This is a genomic window from Sphingomonas sp. DBB INV C78, from assembly GCF_042693015.1.
Classification (GTDB): domain Bacteria; phylum Pseudomonadota; class Alphaproteobacteria; order Sphingomonadales; family Sphingomonadaceae; genus Sphingomonas_E.
The window spans coordinates 4,688,298-4,702,924 of the sequence record NZ_CP170544.1 but is presented as its reverse complement, the minus strand read 5'-3'; the positions used below and the strand labels follow the sequence as shown (position 1 = coordinate 4,702,924).

Here is a 14,627-nt window from a genome sequence, read left to right as displayed (position 1 = left end):
ATAAGCGTTTGCGCAATATAAATGGGGAGGATTGAATGCAAAGCATGCGTGCCGCGCTATGCTGCGGAGCCTTTGTTTCCAGTGGGATAGTTGCTTTCCCGGCCCTTGCACAGGACAGCGCAACAACTGGCGGGGGACTGGAAGAAATCGTCGTTACTGCCCAAAAAAGGGAAGAAAGACTGCAGGATACGCCTCTGGCGGTGAGCGCGGTAACCGCCGATACGATCGAGGCGCGCGGCATCACCGACGTCAGCAACCTGACCGCGATCGCGCCAAGCATCACCGTCACCACGGCGCCGGCATCCTCCTCCAACACGACGATCTTCATCCGCGGCGTCGGCAATGGCGAACCGATCCTCACCGCCGACGCGCCCGTCAGCCTCTATGTCGACGGCATCGTCCTCGGTCGATCGACCGGCGCAGTGTTCGATCTGGTCGATCTGGAGCGCATCGAAGTGCTGCGCGGGCCGCAAGGCACGCTTTACGGCCGCAACACGATCGGCGGCGCGGTCAACCTGATCACCGCCAAACCCGCCGACGAGTTCGGCGGCTCGTTGAAATTCAGCTATGGCAGCTTCAACCAGTGGCAAGCCCGCGGATCGGTCGACAGCGGCGAATTCGGCGACAGCGGGATCAAGCTGAAACTGTCCTACGTCCACCGCGAGCAGGACGGTTATGTCAACGACACGACCGCACCCGGCGACGAGGACCCCGGCGCACTCAACATCGACGCGCTGCGCGCGGCGGTGCGCTTTGACAAGGGCGGCGCGTTCCGCGCGGATTATGCCTTCGACTATAATCATCGCGAGAGCTTCGCGCCCTTCTTCCAGGCGACGGTGATGCGGCCGGACGTGCTGGCCTATCTCAACAGCTCGCCCTTCTTTGGCGGCAACCCACCTTTGATCTCGACCAAGCGGTTGAAGGACGTGATCGCCGACGATGACGGGCTGCTGACCGACCGCGTCTATGGCCACACGCTGACGCTCGAATGGGATATCGGCGAGAACACCACGCTGCGGTCGCTGACCGGCTATCGCGACTGGCACAATGTCGATCGCGGCGACGAACTGGACGGCCAGGGCGGCATATTGGGCTTCCAGGTGAGTCCGGCGATCCTCGGTCCGGGCAATCCCTTCATCCCGCTGGGCGTGCGGCCGGTCAGCCTGTTCACGTCGAGCAACGATCGCGGCCAGCACCAGTGGACGCAGGAATTCAACCTGCTCGGCCAGATCGGCGACAGCTTCGATTATGTGGTGGGCTTCTTCTATTTCGACGAGAAGAGCTTCGAGGCCAACCAGCAATTCCCACTGCTCGTCCTCACCTTCCCGCCCAACCCGCCGTTCGGCGTGCCACTGTCCACACCTTTGATCTACAAGCATAAATCTGAATCGGTGGCAGGCTTCGCGCAGGGCACCTACCGCTTTACCGATCAACTGAGCCTGATCGCCGGTATCCGCTATACCGAGGACAAGAAGACGCTGACCCAGACGGCGCCGGTCGTACGCTCCCCCGATCCGGCGAAGTTCGATCGCGTCAACTGGGCCGTCTCGCTCAACTATCAGGCGACCGACGACATCCTTGCCTATGGCCGGATCGCCACGGGCTACAAGGCTGGCGGCTTCAATGCCCGTTCGCTGGGCAGCAACAGCTTCAAGCCGGAAGATCTCACCAATTTCGAGCTCGGCCTGAAATCGGAACTGTGGGATCGGCGGCTCCGGCTGAACCTTGCGGCCTTCTACACCGACCACAAGGATCTGCAGATCAACCAGTTCGTGTCCGGCACCGGCGGCGCGGCGAGCAACACGGTGAACGCCGGCAAGGCCCAATATTACGGCCTCGAAGGCGAGATGCAGGTGGCCCCCACTGACGGGCTGCTGCTCGGCGGGTCGTTCGGCTATCTCCACCGCAAATATAAGGAGTTCCTGCTGCTCGATCCGGTGACGAACCAGCTTGTCGACGTGTCCGACACCGCCCACTTCCCATATTCGGCAAAGTGGACCGCCAATGCGATGGCGCAATATACGGTGCCGGAATTCGATTTCGGCCAGCTCGCCTTCCGCATGGATTATAATTATCGCAGCGGCGTCTATTTCTTCCCGAGCACGATCGGCACGCCGTTCAACGAGGAGATCAAGGCGGGCGGGCGCGGTCTGTTCGACGGGCGCATCACGCTTTCCAAGGTGAAGCTCGGCTCCAACGAGGCATCGATCGCCGTGTGGGGCAAGAATCTCTTTGACAAGAAATACCGCGTCCACGGCATCGACTTTGGCGGCCTGGGCTTCGCCGGCAACGTCTATGGCGAACCGCAGAGCTTCGGCGTGGACGTGAATTTCGACTTCTGAACTCGGCCCCCCGGCCGATCATGGGCGCGCTGCTTGCGGCGCGCCCTTTTTGTTTGGGCGAGTGATTGATCGCATTTCGATTTCAAAATTGCTGAAATCGCTATTGGCGCGATGAGGATCGCGGCGGACAATGGCGCCGAACCAATTCCGACGAGAGGCAAGGCGATTATGGCTGGCATGGGCAAGTTCGACTGGGCGGATCCTTTCCTGCTGGACGACCAGCTGACCGAGGATGAGCGGATGATCCGCGACACCGCGCGGGCCTATGCGCAGGACAAATTGCAGCCGCGTGTGATCGAGGCGTTCGCCAATGAGGTGACCGACCCCGAAATCTTCCGCGAGATGGGCGCGCTCGGCCTGCTCGGCGTCACCATTCCCGGCGAATATGGCGGCGTCGGCGCATCCTATGTCGCTTATGGCCTCGTCGCGCGCGAAGTGGAGCGGGTGGACTCCGGCTACCGTTCGATGATGTCGGTGCAGTCCTCGCTCGTGATGTATCCGATCTATGCTTATGGTTCGGAGGCGCAGAAGCAGAAATATCTGCCCAAGCTCGCGACCGGCGAATGGATCGGCTGCTTCGGCCTGACCGAGCCGGATGCGGGTTCCGACCCCGCCGGCATGCGCACGCGGGCCGAGAAGATCGACGGCGGCTATCGCATCACCGGATCGAAGACCTGGATCTCCAACTCGCCGATCGCCGACGTGTTCGTGATCTGGGCGAAGTCCGACGCGCATGGTGGCGCGATCCGCGGCTTCGTGCTCGACAAGGGGACCAAGGGGCTGTCCGCGCCCAAGATCGAAGGCAAGCTTTCGCTGCGCGCCTCGATAACCGGCATGCTGGTGTTCGATGATGTCGAGGTCGGCGAGGATGCGCTGCTGCCGAACGTCGAGGGGCTGAAGGGGCCGTTCGGCTGCCTCAACCGCGCGCGTTACGGCATTTCGTGGGGCTCGCTGGGCGCGGCGGAATTCTGCCTGCACGCCGCGCGCCAATATGGCCTCGATCGCAAGCAGTTCGGCCGGCCGCTCGCCGCGACCCAGCTCTACCAGAAGAAGCTGGCCGACATGATGAGCGACATCGCGCTCGGTTTGCAGGCATCGCTTCGTGTCGGGCGGTTGATGGACGAGGGCCGCTTCGCGCCGGAGATGGTCTCGATCGTCAAGCGCAACAATGTCGGCAAGGCGCTCGATATCGCACGGCAAGCCCGCGACATGCACGGCGGCAACGGCATTTCCGGCGAATATCAGGTGATGCGCCACGCGATGAACCTGGAAACGGTGAACACCTATGAGGGCGCGCATGACGTGCATGCACTGATCATCGGCCGCGCCATCACCGATATCCCGGCCTTCTGATGGCTGGCGCGCCGCTCGCCGGGCTCAAGGTCGTCGAGCTCGCGCGCATCCTCGCCGGGCCGTGGATCGGCCAGACCTTGGCCGATCTCGGCGCCGAGGTGATCAAAGTGGAGGCCCCGGCCGGCGACGATACGCGCCGCTGGGGCCCGCCCTTCATCGCGAATGCCGACGGCAGCCACGACGCCGCTTATTTCCACGCGACCAACCGCGGCAAGAGATCGGTGGTCATCGATTTCACCACGCCGGAAGGCCAGGCGGAGGTGAAGCGGCTGGCGGCGGACGCCGACGTGCTGATCGAGAATTTCAAGGTCGGCGGGCTCGCCAAATATGGGCTGGATTATGCAAGCCTGTCGGCGATCAACCCGCGGCTCGTCTACTGCTCGATCACCGGCTTCGGGCAGGACGGCCCTTATGCGCCGCGTGCGGGCTATGACTTCATCATCCAGGGGATGAGCGGGATGATGGACCTGACCGGCGATCCGGCAGGCCAGCCGCAGAAGATCGGCGTGGCGCTCGCCGACATCATCACCGGCCTCTATGGCGTGATCGGCATCCAGGCGGCGCTGGCGCAGCGGGAGGTGACGGGGCGCGGCCAGCAGGTCGATATGGCGCTCTATGACGTGATGGTGGGCGTGCTCGCCAATCAGGCGTTGAATTATCTGGTGTCGGGCACGGCGCCAACGCGGCTGGGCAATGCCCACCCCAATATCGCGCCTTATGAGGTGTTCCCGACCAGCGACGGCTGGTTCATCCTCGCGGTCGGCAATGACGGCCAGTTCCGCCGCTTCTGCGAGATCGCCGGGATTGCCGAGGATGCGCGCTTTGCGTCGAACGCGGAGCGCGTGGCGCATCGCGCGGACCTGAGCGCGCTGGTGGGTGCGGCGACCAAGCGCTGGGAGCGCGATGCGCTGCTGGCGAAGCTGGAGGAAGCGGGCGTGCCGGCGGGACCGATCAACACTGTGGCGCAGGCCTTCGCCGATCCGCAGATCCTGCATCGGCAAATGGCGCTGGCGATGGATCGCGGGGATGGCACCCCACTCATTCCCGGCGTGCGCACGCCGATCCGCTTTTCGGATGCGGAGCTTGCCCTCGGCACGCCGTCACCCGCCTTGCCAAAATAATCATATTTCGCTGCCGAAACTTGATCGAGCGCAAAGCGCGGCTGCCAGCCGGTTGATAGGCTTCCGGCAGGAGAGCGATATGCAACTAAAGAGCATGACCTATACGAGCCGCGCGCGGCTCGACCTGGACGACACGGACGTCAACGAGATTTACCAGGCGGCGCGGCACCTGAACGCGCTCGACGGCATCACCGGCCTGCTGCTGTTCGACGGCGTCCGTTTCCTCCAGATCGTCGAAGGCGTGGAAGCGGCCGTCGACGACTTGATGGCGCGGCTGAGGCACGATCCGCGCCATTCGGCAATCGAGGTGCGCGATGAGCGCGCGATCGATGCGCGATCCTTCGCCGACTGGTCGATGGAATTGTTCCGCGTCTCCCCCGGCTATGGCGCCGCGCGGCGCGAGATCGGTCAGTTGCTGCCGGAGGATACCACGCCCGCAGTGCGCGAACTGATCCTGCGCATGGCGGATGCGATGGCGGATACGGCGGCCTGAGGGGGCATTTTCTCCCCTCCCTGGAAGGGAGGGGGCGGGGGTGGGTCGCGCAGCCGGCGGGCTCGATGCCCGTCGGCGAAGCTCTACGCTGCACCCGAAGAAGCTCGCTCCGCTCGCCACCCACCCCCAACCCTCCCTTCCAGGGAGGGGAGATTAATCCGCCCGCGCACATTCCAGAAATGCCGCCACCGCCGGGCCGGGCTGGCGGTCGGCGTAAGCGAGCGAGAGCGGCGCTTCGAGATCATCGGCGCCGTCGAGCGGCCGCATCACCACATCGTCGCCGGCCAGGCGGCGCACCGCATCAGGCACCAGTGCCACGCCATAGCCGCCGCCGACCAGCCCGACGACGGTGAGGAAATCGCGCACCGGGCGGATCGCCGCGGGCGCGAAGCCGTCGCGGCCGGAGAGGCGGGCAAGCATGTTGCCGAAACCGGTGAGCGCATCGAAATGCGGGGAGATCAGCGTTTCGCGGGAAAGCTCGTTGAGGGCGATGCGGTCGGCCGCGGCGAGGGGATGATCCGCGGGGAGCAGCACATGCATCTTCTCGCGCCGGAGGACGTGGAGCTTCACGCCCGCGGGCGGATCGCTGCGCGCGCGGACGATGCCGATGTCGATCAGCCCGTCCTCGATCATCGCGAACTGGCGCGGCGTCTCCATTTCGCTGATCTCGACCTCGACATCGGGATGCATGCCGCGGAAGCGGCGCAGCAGGCCGGGCAGCAGACCGGAAAAGACGGCCGACGCGACAAAGCCGATCGCGACATGGCCAACCTCACCCTGCCCCGCGCGCCGGCCGACGCTCTCCGCCTGCTCCGCCGCCTGGACGACGCGACGCGCCTCGGCAAGGAACAGCTCGCCCGCCTGCGTCAGCCGCACCGCCGATCGCTTCGAACGCGCAAACAAACGCGCACCGAGCCGATCTTCGAGCTGGCGGATGCGGACGCTGAGCGCGGATTGGGCGACATGCAGCCGATCGGCCGCGCGGCTGAAGTGAAGGTCTTCGGCAACGGCGATGAAATAGACGAGCGATTTGAGATCGAGCATGGCCCCGTCCGCGCCGAAAATGTTGGCCGCCTTATAGGCAAGCACAGCCTCCGCGGCAAAGCGGCGCACGGGACTTCCTGCTAAATATCCAAGATATTATCCGAAATACGACTTCGTCGCTGGATCGCGCAGCTTCGTCATGTCACGCTTGTCTGTGCAACCAAATGGGACGATCCTCCGTATCGAAGGAATGCGATTCCGGCGTGGGGCCAGCATCGTTCCCGGTAGTAAAGCGTTCGAAAGCGGATCGGCCATGGCAAGGGTGCTGACGATCATCACTGCAGCGACGGCACTGGCCTGCTGCTGCCTGAGCGTCGCTTCGCCGGCCGAGGCGAAGAAGGAAAAGGCGCCCAAGGCGACCGAACTTTCGACGCCGATCCAGCCTTATACCGGGCCAGTGCTGAAAGCCTATAAGCGCGATCCGCTGCCGATCTACGACAATGAGGGGCTGAAGACCCGCGATCTGATGCGCGCGTCGCTGCCCGCTATCGGATCGGAGGGCGCGCGCGTCATCGGCGTCAAGCCCGGCTTCGTCGCGATCATGCTGGAAGGCGAACAGGTTTGGCTGCGCATGTCGACCGTCGATTATGCGGGCGACATCAAGCAGATCAAATCGGCGAAGTGCGATCAGGTCGCGCTGAAATTCGCCAAGCTGGAAGAAGATGGGCTCGATCAGTCGCTGGGGCTTGGCTGCGGCAAATAGCGGCAACCGTCGGGGCGACCATGGAAGAGAGGGGCGGTAATATGAAAGCCGGGAATCTGCTTGCGATGGCAGGCATAGCGATGCTCGTTCTCGGGCCGGCCGCGGAAGCGGCACCCAAGAAGAAGCGCAAACCCGCGGCCGCCGCGCTCGCCAAGCCCGATGGCCCGCCACCCGAACCGCAGGTGTTCGTGCCCGAGCCGGCCTTCGTGCCGTTGAACGGCTGCCCGGCGCCGGCGGCCGGCGCGCTGCCCGCGGCGAAGAAGGTGGACAAGAAGGCCAAGGGCAAATTCTCCGTCGCCAAGGCGCCCTTGATCTCGACGCTGCCCGCGGCCGATGTCTGCGCCAACAACCAGAAGATGCGATCGGGCGCCGGCGGCAATGCCAGTTCGCTGGGCCTGTCGAGCCAGGTTATGAACACGCGATCGGCGCGCATGGACCTGTTCGCCATGCCCGCGACCGAGCTGGAATTGCGCGCGATCCTCGATAAGTTCGCTGCCGCCTGGCCCTATGCGCCGCTGGAACGCACGCCCAAGATCCTGTTCCGCGCGAGCGACGCTTATGAGGCGCAGGCGCTGCCCGACAACACCATCGTCGTATCGCTGGGGCTGCTGGAAGCCGCGGAATCGGACTCGGAAGTGCTGTTCGTGCTGGCGCATGAATATGCGCATCTGCTGCTCGGCCATTTCACCAAGGCGGATACGATCGCCGGCACCAAGAACACCATGAAGGCGATGTCGCAGGTCTATCAGGTCGGCAGCTTCGCTTATTCGATGCGCAACACGTCGGCTTCGGGTGCATTGTCCAACGCGAGTTCCAACATGGCCAAATCCGGCCGTGACGCGGCGACATTGTCGCAGGCGCTGCAGTTCGCGGTGGATGACGTGATCGCGCCATCGTGGAACCGCGACCAGGAGGATCAGGCCGACGCGCTGGCGATCGACCTGCTGATCGCGTCCAACTCGACCATCGACACTTATGCGAACGTGTTCGAACGGCTGCAAAAGGCGTTTGAGACCGAGAAGGCATCGCGCGACAAGCGCGCGGCCGCGGCTAACACCTTGCAGAACGCGCTGGCGGATTCGCTGAAATCGGTGGCGACGCCGGGCAACGCCGCCAGCCTGGCTTCGGGCGGCGGCGTAAGCGGGATGGGGACCAGCCTGTTGAAGGGGGTCGGCAATTCGCTGCTCGCCAATATGGGCTCGGTCACCAAGGCGATCGGCGGCGACACCCATCTGCCGCCGGAGGAACGGCGCAAGGGCCTCGCGGCCTATTATCAGGCCGGCTATCCAACCGCCGATCCGCCGATCGACACCGGCGCGATGCTGACGCGGATCAAGGGCCGGACGGAGTTCCAGCGCGCCTCCACCATGAAGGCCAAATATGTCCAGGCGCGGCAGACCTATTTCGACGGCAATTATGGCGGTGCGGACCAGCAGTTGCGCGCACTCGGCGCAGGCCAGCGCACCGCGCCGACCTTCGTCAATTATGTCGCCGGCCTGTCTGCGCGCGACGCGGGCAACCTGACCGGCGCGCAGACCTATTTCGATGCGGGCCGCACCGGCACGGGCATCCAGAATCTCCAGCTTTATGAAAGCTATGCCGAGATGGAGATCAATGCGCGCGACGCGGCGGGCGCCCAGGCGGTGATCGGCGACGGGGTGAACAAGTTCAAGGACCCCGATCATTTCAAGAGCATCGAGATCAAGCGCGATCTCGCCGCCGGGGATCAGGCATCGGCCGAGGCCACCTACACGTCCTGCATGCAGGTGAAGGGGCGCGACTATATCCCCGAGCGCTGCAAGGCGGCGATGCCGCAGGCGGCCGCGAAGAAGGACCCGCTCGGCATCGGCCTGCCGTTCGGAAACTGAGCCCTGCTGCGCGAGGAGCCCCGCATGACGACCAGCCGACCGGCGGCCGCGCGCCGCCATGCCCTGCTGCTTTCTGCCTGCCTGATCGCACTGGCCGGCCCGATCGCGACGCCGGCCTTCGCGCAATCGGCCCCGGCTCGTGCCAAGCCGGTCGATCCCTCGACGATCCCGCCCGCGATCCGAGCGCCCAATGCGGCGGAGCAGGCGCAGATCGAGAAGATCAGCGCCGGGCTGGAGAAGGCAACGGCGGAGCGGCGCTGGGCGGATGCGGTGGTGCTGGGCAAACAAGCGCTGGCGATCGAGGAAGCGACGAGCGGCCCCGAGCATCCCGAGGTGGCGGGCACGCTGGGGCTGATCGCCGGCTGGCTGGGCGAGCAGGACAAGTTCGCCGAGGCGACCCCGCTCTACCAGCGATCACTCGCTATCTTCGAGAAGAGCCTGGGCCAGGGTCATCCGCTGACCGCCACCGCGGCGACCAACCTCGCGAGCAACTATCAGCAACTCGGCCGCTATGCCGATGCCCAGCCGATCTTCCAGAGAGTGCTGGATGCCAGCATCGCCAGCTATGGCGAAAAGAGCCGGCGGGTGGCGCTGGCCTATAATAATCTCGGCAATAATCTCGCCCGCCAGGGCCGCCATGACGACGCCAAGACTTATTATGACAAGGCGCTCGCCACGGCCAATGCCGCGCTCGACGGCAATGATGCGGATCGCGCGCTGATCCTCAACAATGTCGCCGCCAGCCTCGACGCGCTCGGCCGCCATATCGAGGCGGAGCCGATCTACCGCCAGGTGCTGGCAATGCGCATCGCCGCCTTTGGCGAGAAGGACCCGCGCGTCGCCACCAGCTATAACAATCTCGGCTATAATCTGAACGCGCAGGGGCGCTATGCCGAAGCGGGCCCGGCCTATCGCAAGGCGCTCGACATTCGCGTGGAGCGCGATCCGCAGGGCCGCGCAACGGCGACCAGCTACAATAATGTCGCGCACAACCTGAACCGCCGGGGCGATTATGCGGCCGCCCAGCCGCTCTATCAGCGGGCGCTGGCGATCTGGGAGAAGATCTACGGTCCCGACCATCCGATCACCGCGATTGGCTATTCCAACGTCGCGGTGAACCTCGAACGGCAGGGCAAGGCCGCGGAAGCGCAGCCCTTGTTCGAGAAAGCGCTGAAGATCCGCCAGGCGAAGCTTGCCCCCAACCATCCCGACATCGCCACCGGCCAGATCAAGCTGGCGCACGATCTCGCGTCGCAGAAGAAATATGCGCAGGCCGCCCCGCTCTATGACAAGGGCGTCGCATCCCGCCGCACCCTGTTCGGCCCCACCCATCCGGCGCTCGCCGAGGCGCTGACCGATCAGGCGAACCTGCTGTCCGACATGGGGCCGGCACAGCGGGCCAAGGCGGTGACCACCGCGCGGGAAGCGACCGGCATCGTCCGCGAACGCCGCGCCGCGCGGCTTTCGGGCGAAGCGGCGGGCGATGCGGGCGGCATCCAGCAGACGATCGCACGCGCGGGCGCCGAGGATGCGACGCGGATCGATCCACTGGCCGGTGCCTTCGGGGCGCTGGTCCGCGCGTCCTGGCTGCGCGCCGCCGATGCCCCGACGGAAGCGAACGCGCTGCGCGGCGAGGCCTTCACCTCCGCGCAAGATCTCGGCACGTCGGCCGCGGCGATGACGATGGCGCAGACGGCGGCGCGCGCCGCCGCCGGCAGCGATGCGCTGGCCGGGCTGGTCCGCAAGCAGCAGGATCTTTCGAGCAAGGTGCGCGAGGCGGACGAGCGCCTGCTCGATGCGCTCACCAAGAGCGACACCCAGCGCGCCAACGCCGCCCGCAGCGAATTGGCGAGCACCGCCACCGCGCTCGCCGGCGTGAACCGCCAGCTCCGCAAGGATTATCCCGATTATGCCGAGCTAGTGCAGCCCGGCGCCTTGTCCTTCGCCGACACGCAGGCGCGGCTGGGTGAGGATGAGGCGGTGCTGATGATCGTTTCGTCGGGCGCCGACGTCTACAGCTTCGCGGTGACGAAGAGTGCGACGAACTGGTCGCGGGCGGAAGGCGCGTCGGCGCGCGTCGCCAAGGGCGTCGAGCGGCTGCGCTGCCAGGTCGACACGCTCACCTGCCCGCGCACCGCGACGGTGGCGGACCTCAACGCCGGCGCGACGCCCAATTCCCCCTTCGTCGCGAAGAATTATGCGGCGTTCGACCGCCCGACCGCGTTCGCGCTCTATCGCGATCTGGTGGCCCCGGTCGAAGCGACCTTTCAGGGCAAGAAACTGGTCTATGTCGTGACGTCGGGCGCGCTCGCCGGCCTGCCGCTCGGCCTGCTGCCGACCGCCGCTCCCAAGCCGGGCGAGGACGGCGCCGATCCGAAGGTGCTGGAAGCGACGCCGTGGCTCGCCGATCGCTATGCGCTATCGAGCCTGCCGTCCGTATCGGTGTTGCGCGCTTTGCGGCGGCAGACGGCTGCGGCGGGATCGGGCTTTGTCGGCTATGGCGCGCCCGTGCTTGACGGGCCGGACAAGTCCGGGCGCGGGCTCGACCCGACGATCAGCGCGTTCAGCCCTGCCGGGCCGGACGGCATCCCGCTCGCCAACCCGGTGATGCTGCGCACGCTGAGCCCGCTGCCCGGCACCGCGACCGAGCTTTCGGCGATGGCCAAGACGCTGAAGGCCAGCGCCAAGGAAATCCATCTCGGCCCCAAGGCGACCGAAGGATCGGTGCGGAGCGACCCTGCCATCCGCAAGACGCGTGTGCTCGCCTTCGCCACCCACGGCATCCTGCCCGGCGAACTGAGCGGGCTGGAGGAGCCGGGGCTGGTGTTCACGCCACCCGCCACGCCGTCCAGTCGCGACGACGGACTGCTGACGGCGTCGGAAGTTTCCAAGCTCAACCTTTCGGCCGACTGGGTGATCCTGTCGGCGTGCAACACGGCGTCCACCGACGGCACGCCCGGCGCGGACAGCCTTTCAAGCCTCGCCCGCTCCTTCCTCTATGCCGGCGCCTCCTCGCTGCTGGCGAGCCATTGGCGGGTCGCGGACGATTCCACCGCGGCGCTGACGGTCGAGACGCTCGGCCTGCGCCAGACCGGTAGCGGCCGCGCCGATGCACTCAAGACCGCGATGGCGGCGATCCGCACCGGCAAGCGCGCAGATGGGTCCGCGGTATCGGGCTGGACCGACGCCTGGGTCCACCCTGCGGCGTGGGCCCCCTTCACGGTGATTTCGAACGGGGAGTGAGGAGATCAGTGGCGCTTCACCAGCTTGAGCGCGCCGACAATCACCCCGCCGACGATCAGGCCGACAATGCCCGATCCGATCGCCTGGACGAGCCATTCGACCACGCCATGCGCGGCCGGCACCGCATTGGCGGCAGCGACGGCGGTGCCATGGACCCAATGCGGGACCGGCGTCAGGTGGAAATGCTCCAACCCGTGGACGATGATGCCGCCGCCGACCCAGATCATCGCCGCGATGCCGATGGTCGAGAGCGCGCTCAGCACGAACGGCATGCCCTTGACCAAGCCACGCCCCGTTGCGCGCACTGGCGCGCTGTCCTTCTTGGCCAGATGCAGGCCGATATCGTCCATCTTCACGATCAACCCGACCAGGCCGTAAACGCCGGCCGTGACGAGAAGGGCGACGACGGCAAGCACTGTCGCCTGCGTGCCGAGTGACTGGTCTGCGACATCAGCCAGCGCGATCGCCATGATTTCGGCCGACAGGATCAGATCGGTGCGGATGGCCCCACCGACCATTTGCTTTTCGACCTCCGCCGGCTCCTCGAACACCGGCACGGTGTCCTCATGGCCTCCCGACAGGCCGTGGACGATCTTTTCGACCCCTTCGAAGCAGAGATAGCCGCCACCCAGCATCAAGAGCGGCGTGATCGCCCAATCGGCGAAGGCGCTGAGGCCGATCGCCGCCGGAAGCAGGATCAGGAGCTTGTTGCGGATCGACCCCAAAGCGATCTTGCCGATCATCGGCAGTTCGCGATCGGGCGAGAAGCCGGTGACGTAGCGCGGCGTCACGGCGGTATCGTCGATCACCACGCCCGCCGCCTTGGCACCCGCACGGCCGGCAGCCGCGGTGACATCATCCAGTGAGGACGCCGCCAGCTTCGTGATGGCCGCGACATCGTCCAGCAGCGCTACCAATCCCGTCGGCATTCCGTGGTTTTCCCCTGTCCGTGTCGATCGCACTGGTAGCGCAGTCGTGTTGCGATGCAATGCCGCGGCGGCGCGAATCCGTGAATGACGGTCCGCACTGTGGTAGGTTCCCGCATCCCGCGAATCGATGGAGAAATGGCCATGGCCAGCACCCGTCCGGTCGATCAAGCGAAGCTGGAATCCTTCATGGGCAAGATGGTTGGCGACATGGGCGCCGCGATGAGCGGCGCGCTGGTGATCGTCGGCGCGAAGCTCGGCCTATACAAAGCGCTCGCCGAAAGCGGGCCGATCGCCAGCGAGGCACTGGCCGCCAAGACCCGCCTTGCCGAACGCTATGTCCGCGAATGGCTGGCCGCGCAGGCGGCATCCGGCTTCATCGAATATGACAAGGCAACCGGCCGGTTTGAGATGACGCCCGAACAGGCGATGGCGCTCGCCGACGAGGATTCGCCCGTCTATGTGGCGAGCGCGTTCGAGCTGATCGCGTCGGGCTATATCGACGAGCCCAAGATCACCGCCGCCTTCCAGTCCGGCGGCGGCGTCGGCTGGCACGAGCATCACGAATGCCTGTTCCGCGGCACCGAGCGTTTCTTCCGCCCCGGCTATCGCGCCAACCTCGTCCAGACCTGGCTACCGGCGCTGGATGGCGTGGTCGATCGGCTGAAGGGCCATGCCAAGGTGGCGGATATCGGCTGCGGCGCCGGCGCCTCCACCGTCATCATGGCGCAGGCCTTCCCCGATAGCGAGTTCGTGGGCTTCGATTATCATGGCGCCTCGATCGATCGCGCACGCGAGGCCGCAAAGGAAGCCGGCTCGCCCGCCAATCTGACGTTCGAGGTCGCGTCGGCCAAGGAAGCGCCGGGCGGCGATTATGATCTGGTCGCCTGTTTCGATTGCCTGCACGACATGGGCGATCCCGTGGGTGCTGCGCGCCATATCCGCGAGATGCTGAAACCCGACGGCACCTTCATGCTGGTCGAGCCCTTTGCCGGCGACAGCGTGGACGCCAACATGAACCCGGTCGGCCGCATGTATTATTCGGCATCGACGATGATCTGCACGCCGGGATCGCTGGCGCAGGAGGTCGGCCTCGCGCTCGGCGCGCAGGCGGGCGAGGCCCGGCTGACCGACGTGCTGCGCGACGCGGGCTTCAGCAAGGTCCGCCGCGCGGCCGAAACGCCGTTCAACCTGGTGCTGGAAGCGCGACCCTAGCTGCGGCTGGGTTTCGGCCGGGCGCGATTATCGTCTTCTTCCTGCTGCAGCCGCCGGCCGAGAGCAGGATCGCTGTTTTCGGGTGTGTTCACCGGCTTGCGATCGCCATGAACGCCGTGGATGTCGGACGAAACGGCCTTTTCGCCGGCCGGATCTTTTGGTGGTTTTGCCATTCGGGGACCTCGCTTTCGGACCCTAACCCACCGGATGCGACGAGGGTTGCGACGAGCGGTGTAAATTTTTTTTACAATGCGTGGAACCGAGGCGCGCCCGGCTCGTTCCCGCAATTCGGATAGCGACCTTATGCCCCCCCGCTCAC

The 14,627-nt window shown here is 65.7% G+C and carries 11 protein-coding genes; 8 read left to right on the top strand and 3 right to left on the bottom strand.

What is annotated here, in order from left to right; all coding sequences use genetic code 11:
* Positions 1-35 precede the first annotated feature (35 nt).
* From ACFB49_RS22525 to ACFB49_RS22510, 4 genes are all read left to right on the top strand, one after another.
* Positions 36-2,342, top strand: coding sequence for a TonB-dependent receptor (locus ACFB49_RS22525; RefSeq protein ID WP_380873949.1), 2,307 nt, complete (start codon positions 36-38; stop codon positions 2,340-2,342).
* 168 nt (positions 2,343-2,510) lie between these two features.
* Positions 2,511-3,695: an acyl-CoA dehydrogenase gene (locus tag ACFB49_RS22520; RefSeq protein ID WP_380873947.1), complete on the top strand. Its 1,185-nt coding sequence runs from the start codon at positions 2,511-2,513 to the stop codon at positions 3,693-3,695.
* Entirely contained in the window at positions 3,695-4,816 is a 1,122-nt protein-coding gene (locus ACFB49_RS22515; RefSeq protein ID WP_380873946.1) for a CaiB/BaiF CoA transferase family protein, read from the top strand. The genes ACFB49_RS22520 and ACFB49_RS22515 overlap by 1 nt, the downstream gene beginning before the upstream one ends.
* A 79-nt stretch (positions 4,817-4,895) precedes the next feature.
* On the top strand, positions 4,896-5,309 hold the full coding sequence (locus ACFB49_RS22510) for a BLUF domain-containing protein (RefSeq protein ID WP_380873944.1): 414 nt from the start codon (positions 4,896-4,898) through the stop codon (positions 5,307-5,309).
* A 153-nt stretch (positions 5,310-5,462) separates the two neighbouring features.
* Here ACFB49_RS22510 and ACFB49_RS22505 read toward each other — a convergent pair whose 3' ends face one another.
* Positions 5,463-6,422 (bottom strand): LysR substrate-binding domain-containing protein, encoded by a 960-nt coding sequence (locus ACFB49_RS22505; RefSeq protein WP_380873942.1) that lies wholly within the window; start codon positions 6,420-6,422, stop codon positions 5,463-5,465.
* A 184-nt stretch (positions 6,423-6,606) separates the two neighbouring features.
* On the opposite strand from ACFB49_RS22505, the gene ACFB49_RS22500 reads away from it, so the two are divergent.
* Genes ACFB49_RS22500 through ACFB49_RS22490 form a run of 3 tightly spaced genes read left to right on the top strand, consistent with a single transcriptional unit; the run spans position 6,607 to position 12,167 of the window.
* A complete protein-coding gene (locus ACFB49_RS22500) occupies positions 6,607-7,056 on the top strand; it encodes a hypothetical protein (RefSeq protein WP_380873940.1) in 450 nt (149 codons plus the stop codon).
* A gap of 41 nt (positions 7,057-7,097) precedes the next feature.
* Complete coding sequence (locus ACFB49_RS22495) at positions 7,098-8,924, top strand: M48 family metalloprotease (RefSeq protein WP_380873938.1); 1,827 nt, start codon at positions 7,098-7,100, stop codon at positions 8,922-8,924.
* Positions 8,925-8,948: 24 nt separating this feature from the next.
* Positions 8,949-12,167, top strand: coding sequence for a tetratricopeptide repeat protein (locus ACFB49_RS22490; RefSeq protein ID WP_380873936.1), 3,219 nt, complete (start codon positions 8,949-8,951; stop codon positions 12,165-12,167).
* A gap of 5 nt (positions 12,168-12,172) precedes the next feature.
* On the opposite strand, the gene ACFB49_RS22485 is transcribed toward ACFB49_RS22490, so the two are convergent.
* Positions 12,173-13,096 carry a DUF808 domain-containing protein gene (locus tag ACFB49_RS22485; RefSeq protein ID WP_380873935.1) on the bottom strand — a complete coding sequence of 308 codons (924 nt, stop codon included), beginning with the start codon at positions 13,094-13,096 and terminating at the stop codon, positions 12,173-12,175.
* 141 nt (positions 13,097-13,237) lie between these two features.
* Between ACFB49_RS22485 and ACFB49_RS22480 the strand changes: the two genes are divergently transcribed.
* A complete protein-coding gene (locus ACFB49_RS22480) occupies positions 13,238-14,308 on the top strand; it encodes a class I SAM-dependent methyltransferase (RefSeq protein WP_380873933.1) in 1,071 nt (356 codons plus the stop codon).
* Here ACFB49_RS22480 and ACFB49_RS22475 read toward each other — a convergent pair.
* A complete protein-coding gene (locus ACFB49_RS22475; protein ID WP_380873931.1) occupies positions 14,305-14,481 on the bottom strand; it encodes a hypothetical protein in 177 nt (58 codons plus the stop codon). The genes ACFB49_RS22480 and ACFB49_RS22475 overlap by 4 nt on opposite strands.
* Positions 14,482-14,627: the final 146 nt, after the last annotated feature.

What these genes read in the sequence shown, in the direction of transcription:
- ACFB49_RS22495 (WP_380873938.1), top strand. Translation starts at nt 7,098, where the DNA reads ATGAAAGCCGGGAATCTGCTTGCGATGGCAGGCATAGCGATGCTCGTT.
- ACFB49_RS22485 (WP_380873935.1), bottom strand. Translation starts at nt 13,096, where the DNA reads ATGCCGACGGGATTGGTAGCGCTGCTGGACGATGTCGCGGCCATCACG.
- ACFB49_RS22525 (WP_380873949.1), top strand. Translation starts at nt 36, where the DNA reads ATGCAAAGCATGCGTGCCGCGCTATGCTGCGGAGCCTTTGTTTCCAGT.
- ACFB49_RS22500 (WP_380873940.1), top strand. Translation starts at nt 6,607, where the DNA reads ATGGCAAGGGTGCTGACGATCATCACTGCAGCGACGGCACTGGCCTGC.
- ACFB49_RS22520 (WP_380873947.1), top strand. Translation starts at nt 2,511, where the DNA reads ATGGCTGGCATGGGCAAGTTCGACTGGGCGGATCCTTTCCTGCTGGAC.
- ACFB49_RS22490 (WP_380873936.1), top strand. Translation starts at nt 8,949, where the DNA reads ATGACGACCAGCCGACCGGCGGCCGCGCGCCGCCATGCCCTGCTGCTT.
- ACFB49_RS22475 (WP_380873931.1), bottom strand. Translation starts at nt 14,481, where the DNA reads ATGGCAAAACCACCAAAAGATCCGGCCGGCGAAAAGGCCGTTTCGTCC.
- ACFB49_RS22480 (WP_380873933.1), top strand. Translation starts at nt 13,238, where the DNA reads ATGGCCAGCACCCGTCCGGTCGATCAAGCGAAGCTGGAATCCTTCATG.
- ACFB49_RS22515 (WP_380873946.1), top strand. Translation starts at nt 3,695, where the DNA reads ATGGCTGGCGCGCCGCTCGCCGGGCTCAAGGTCGTCGAGCTCGCGCGC.
- ACFB49_RS22510 (WP_380873944.1), top strand. Translation starts at nt 4,896, where the DNA reads ATGCAACTAAAGAGCATGACCTATACGAGCCGCGCGCGGCTCGACCTG.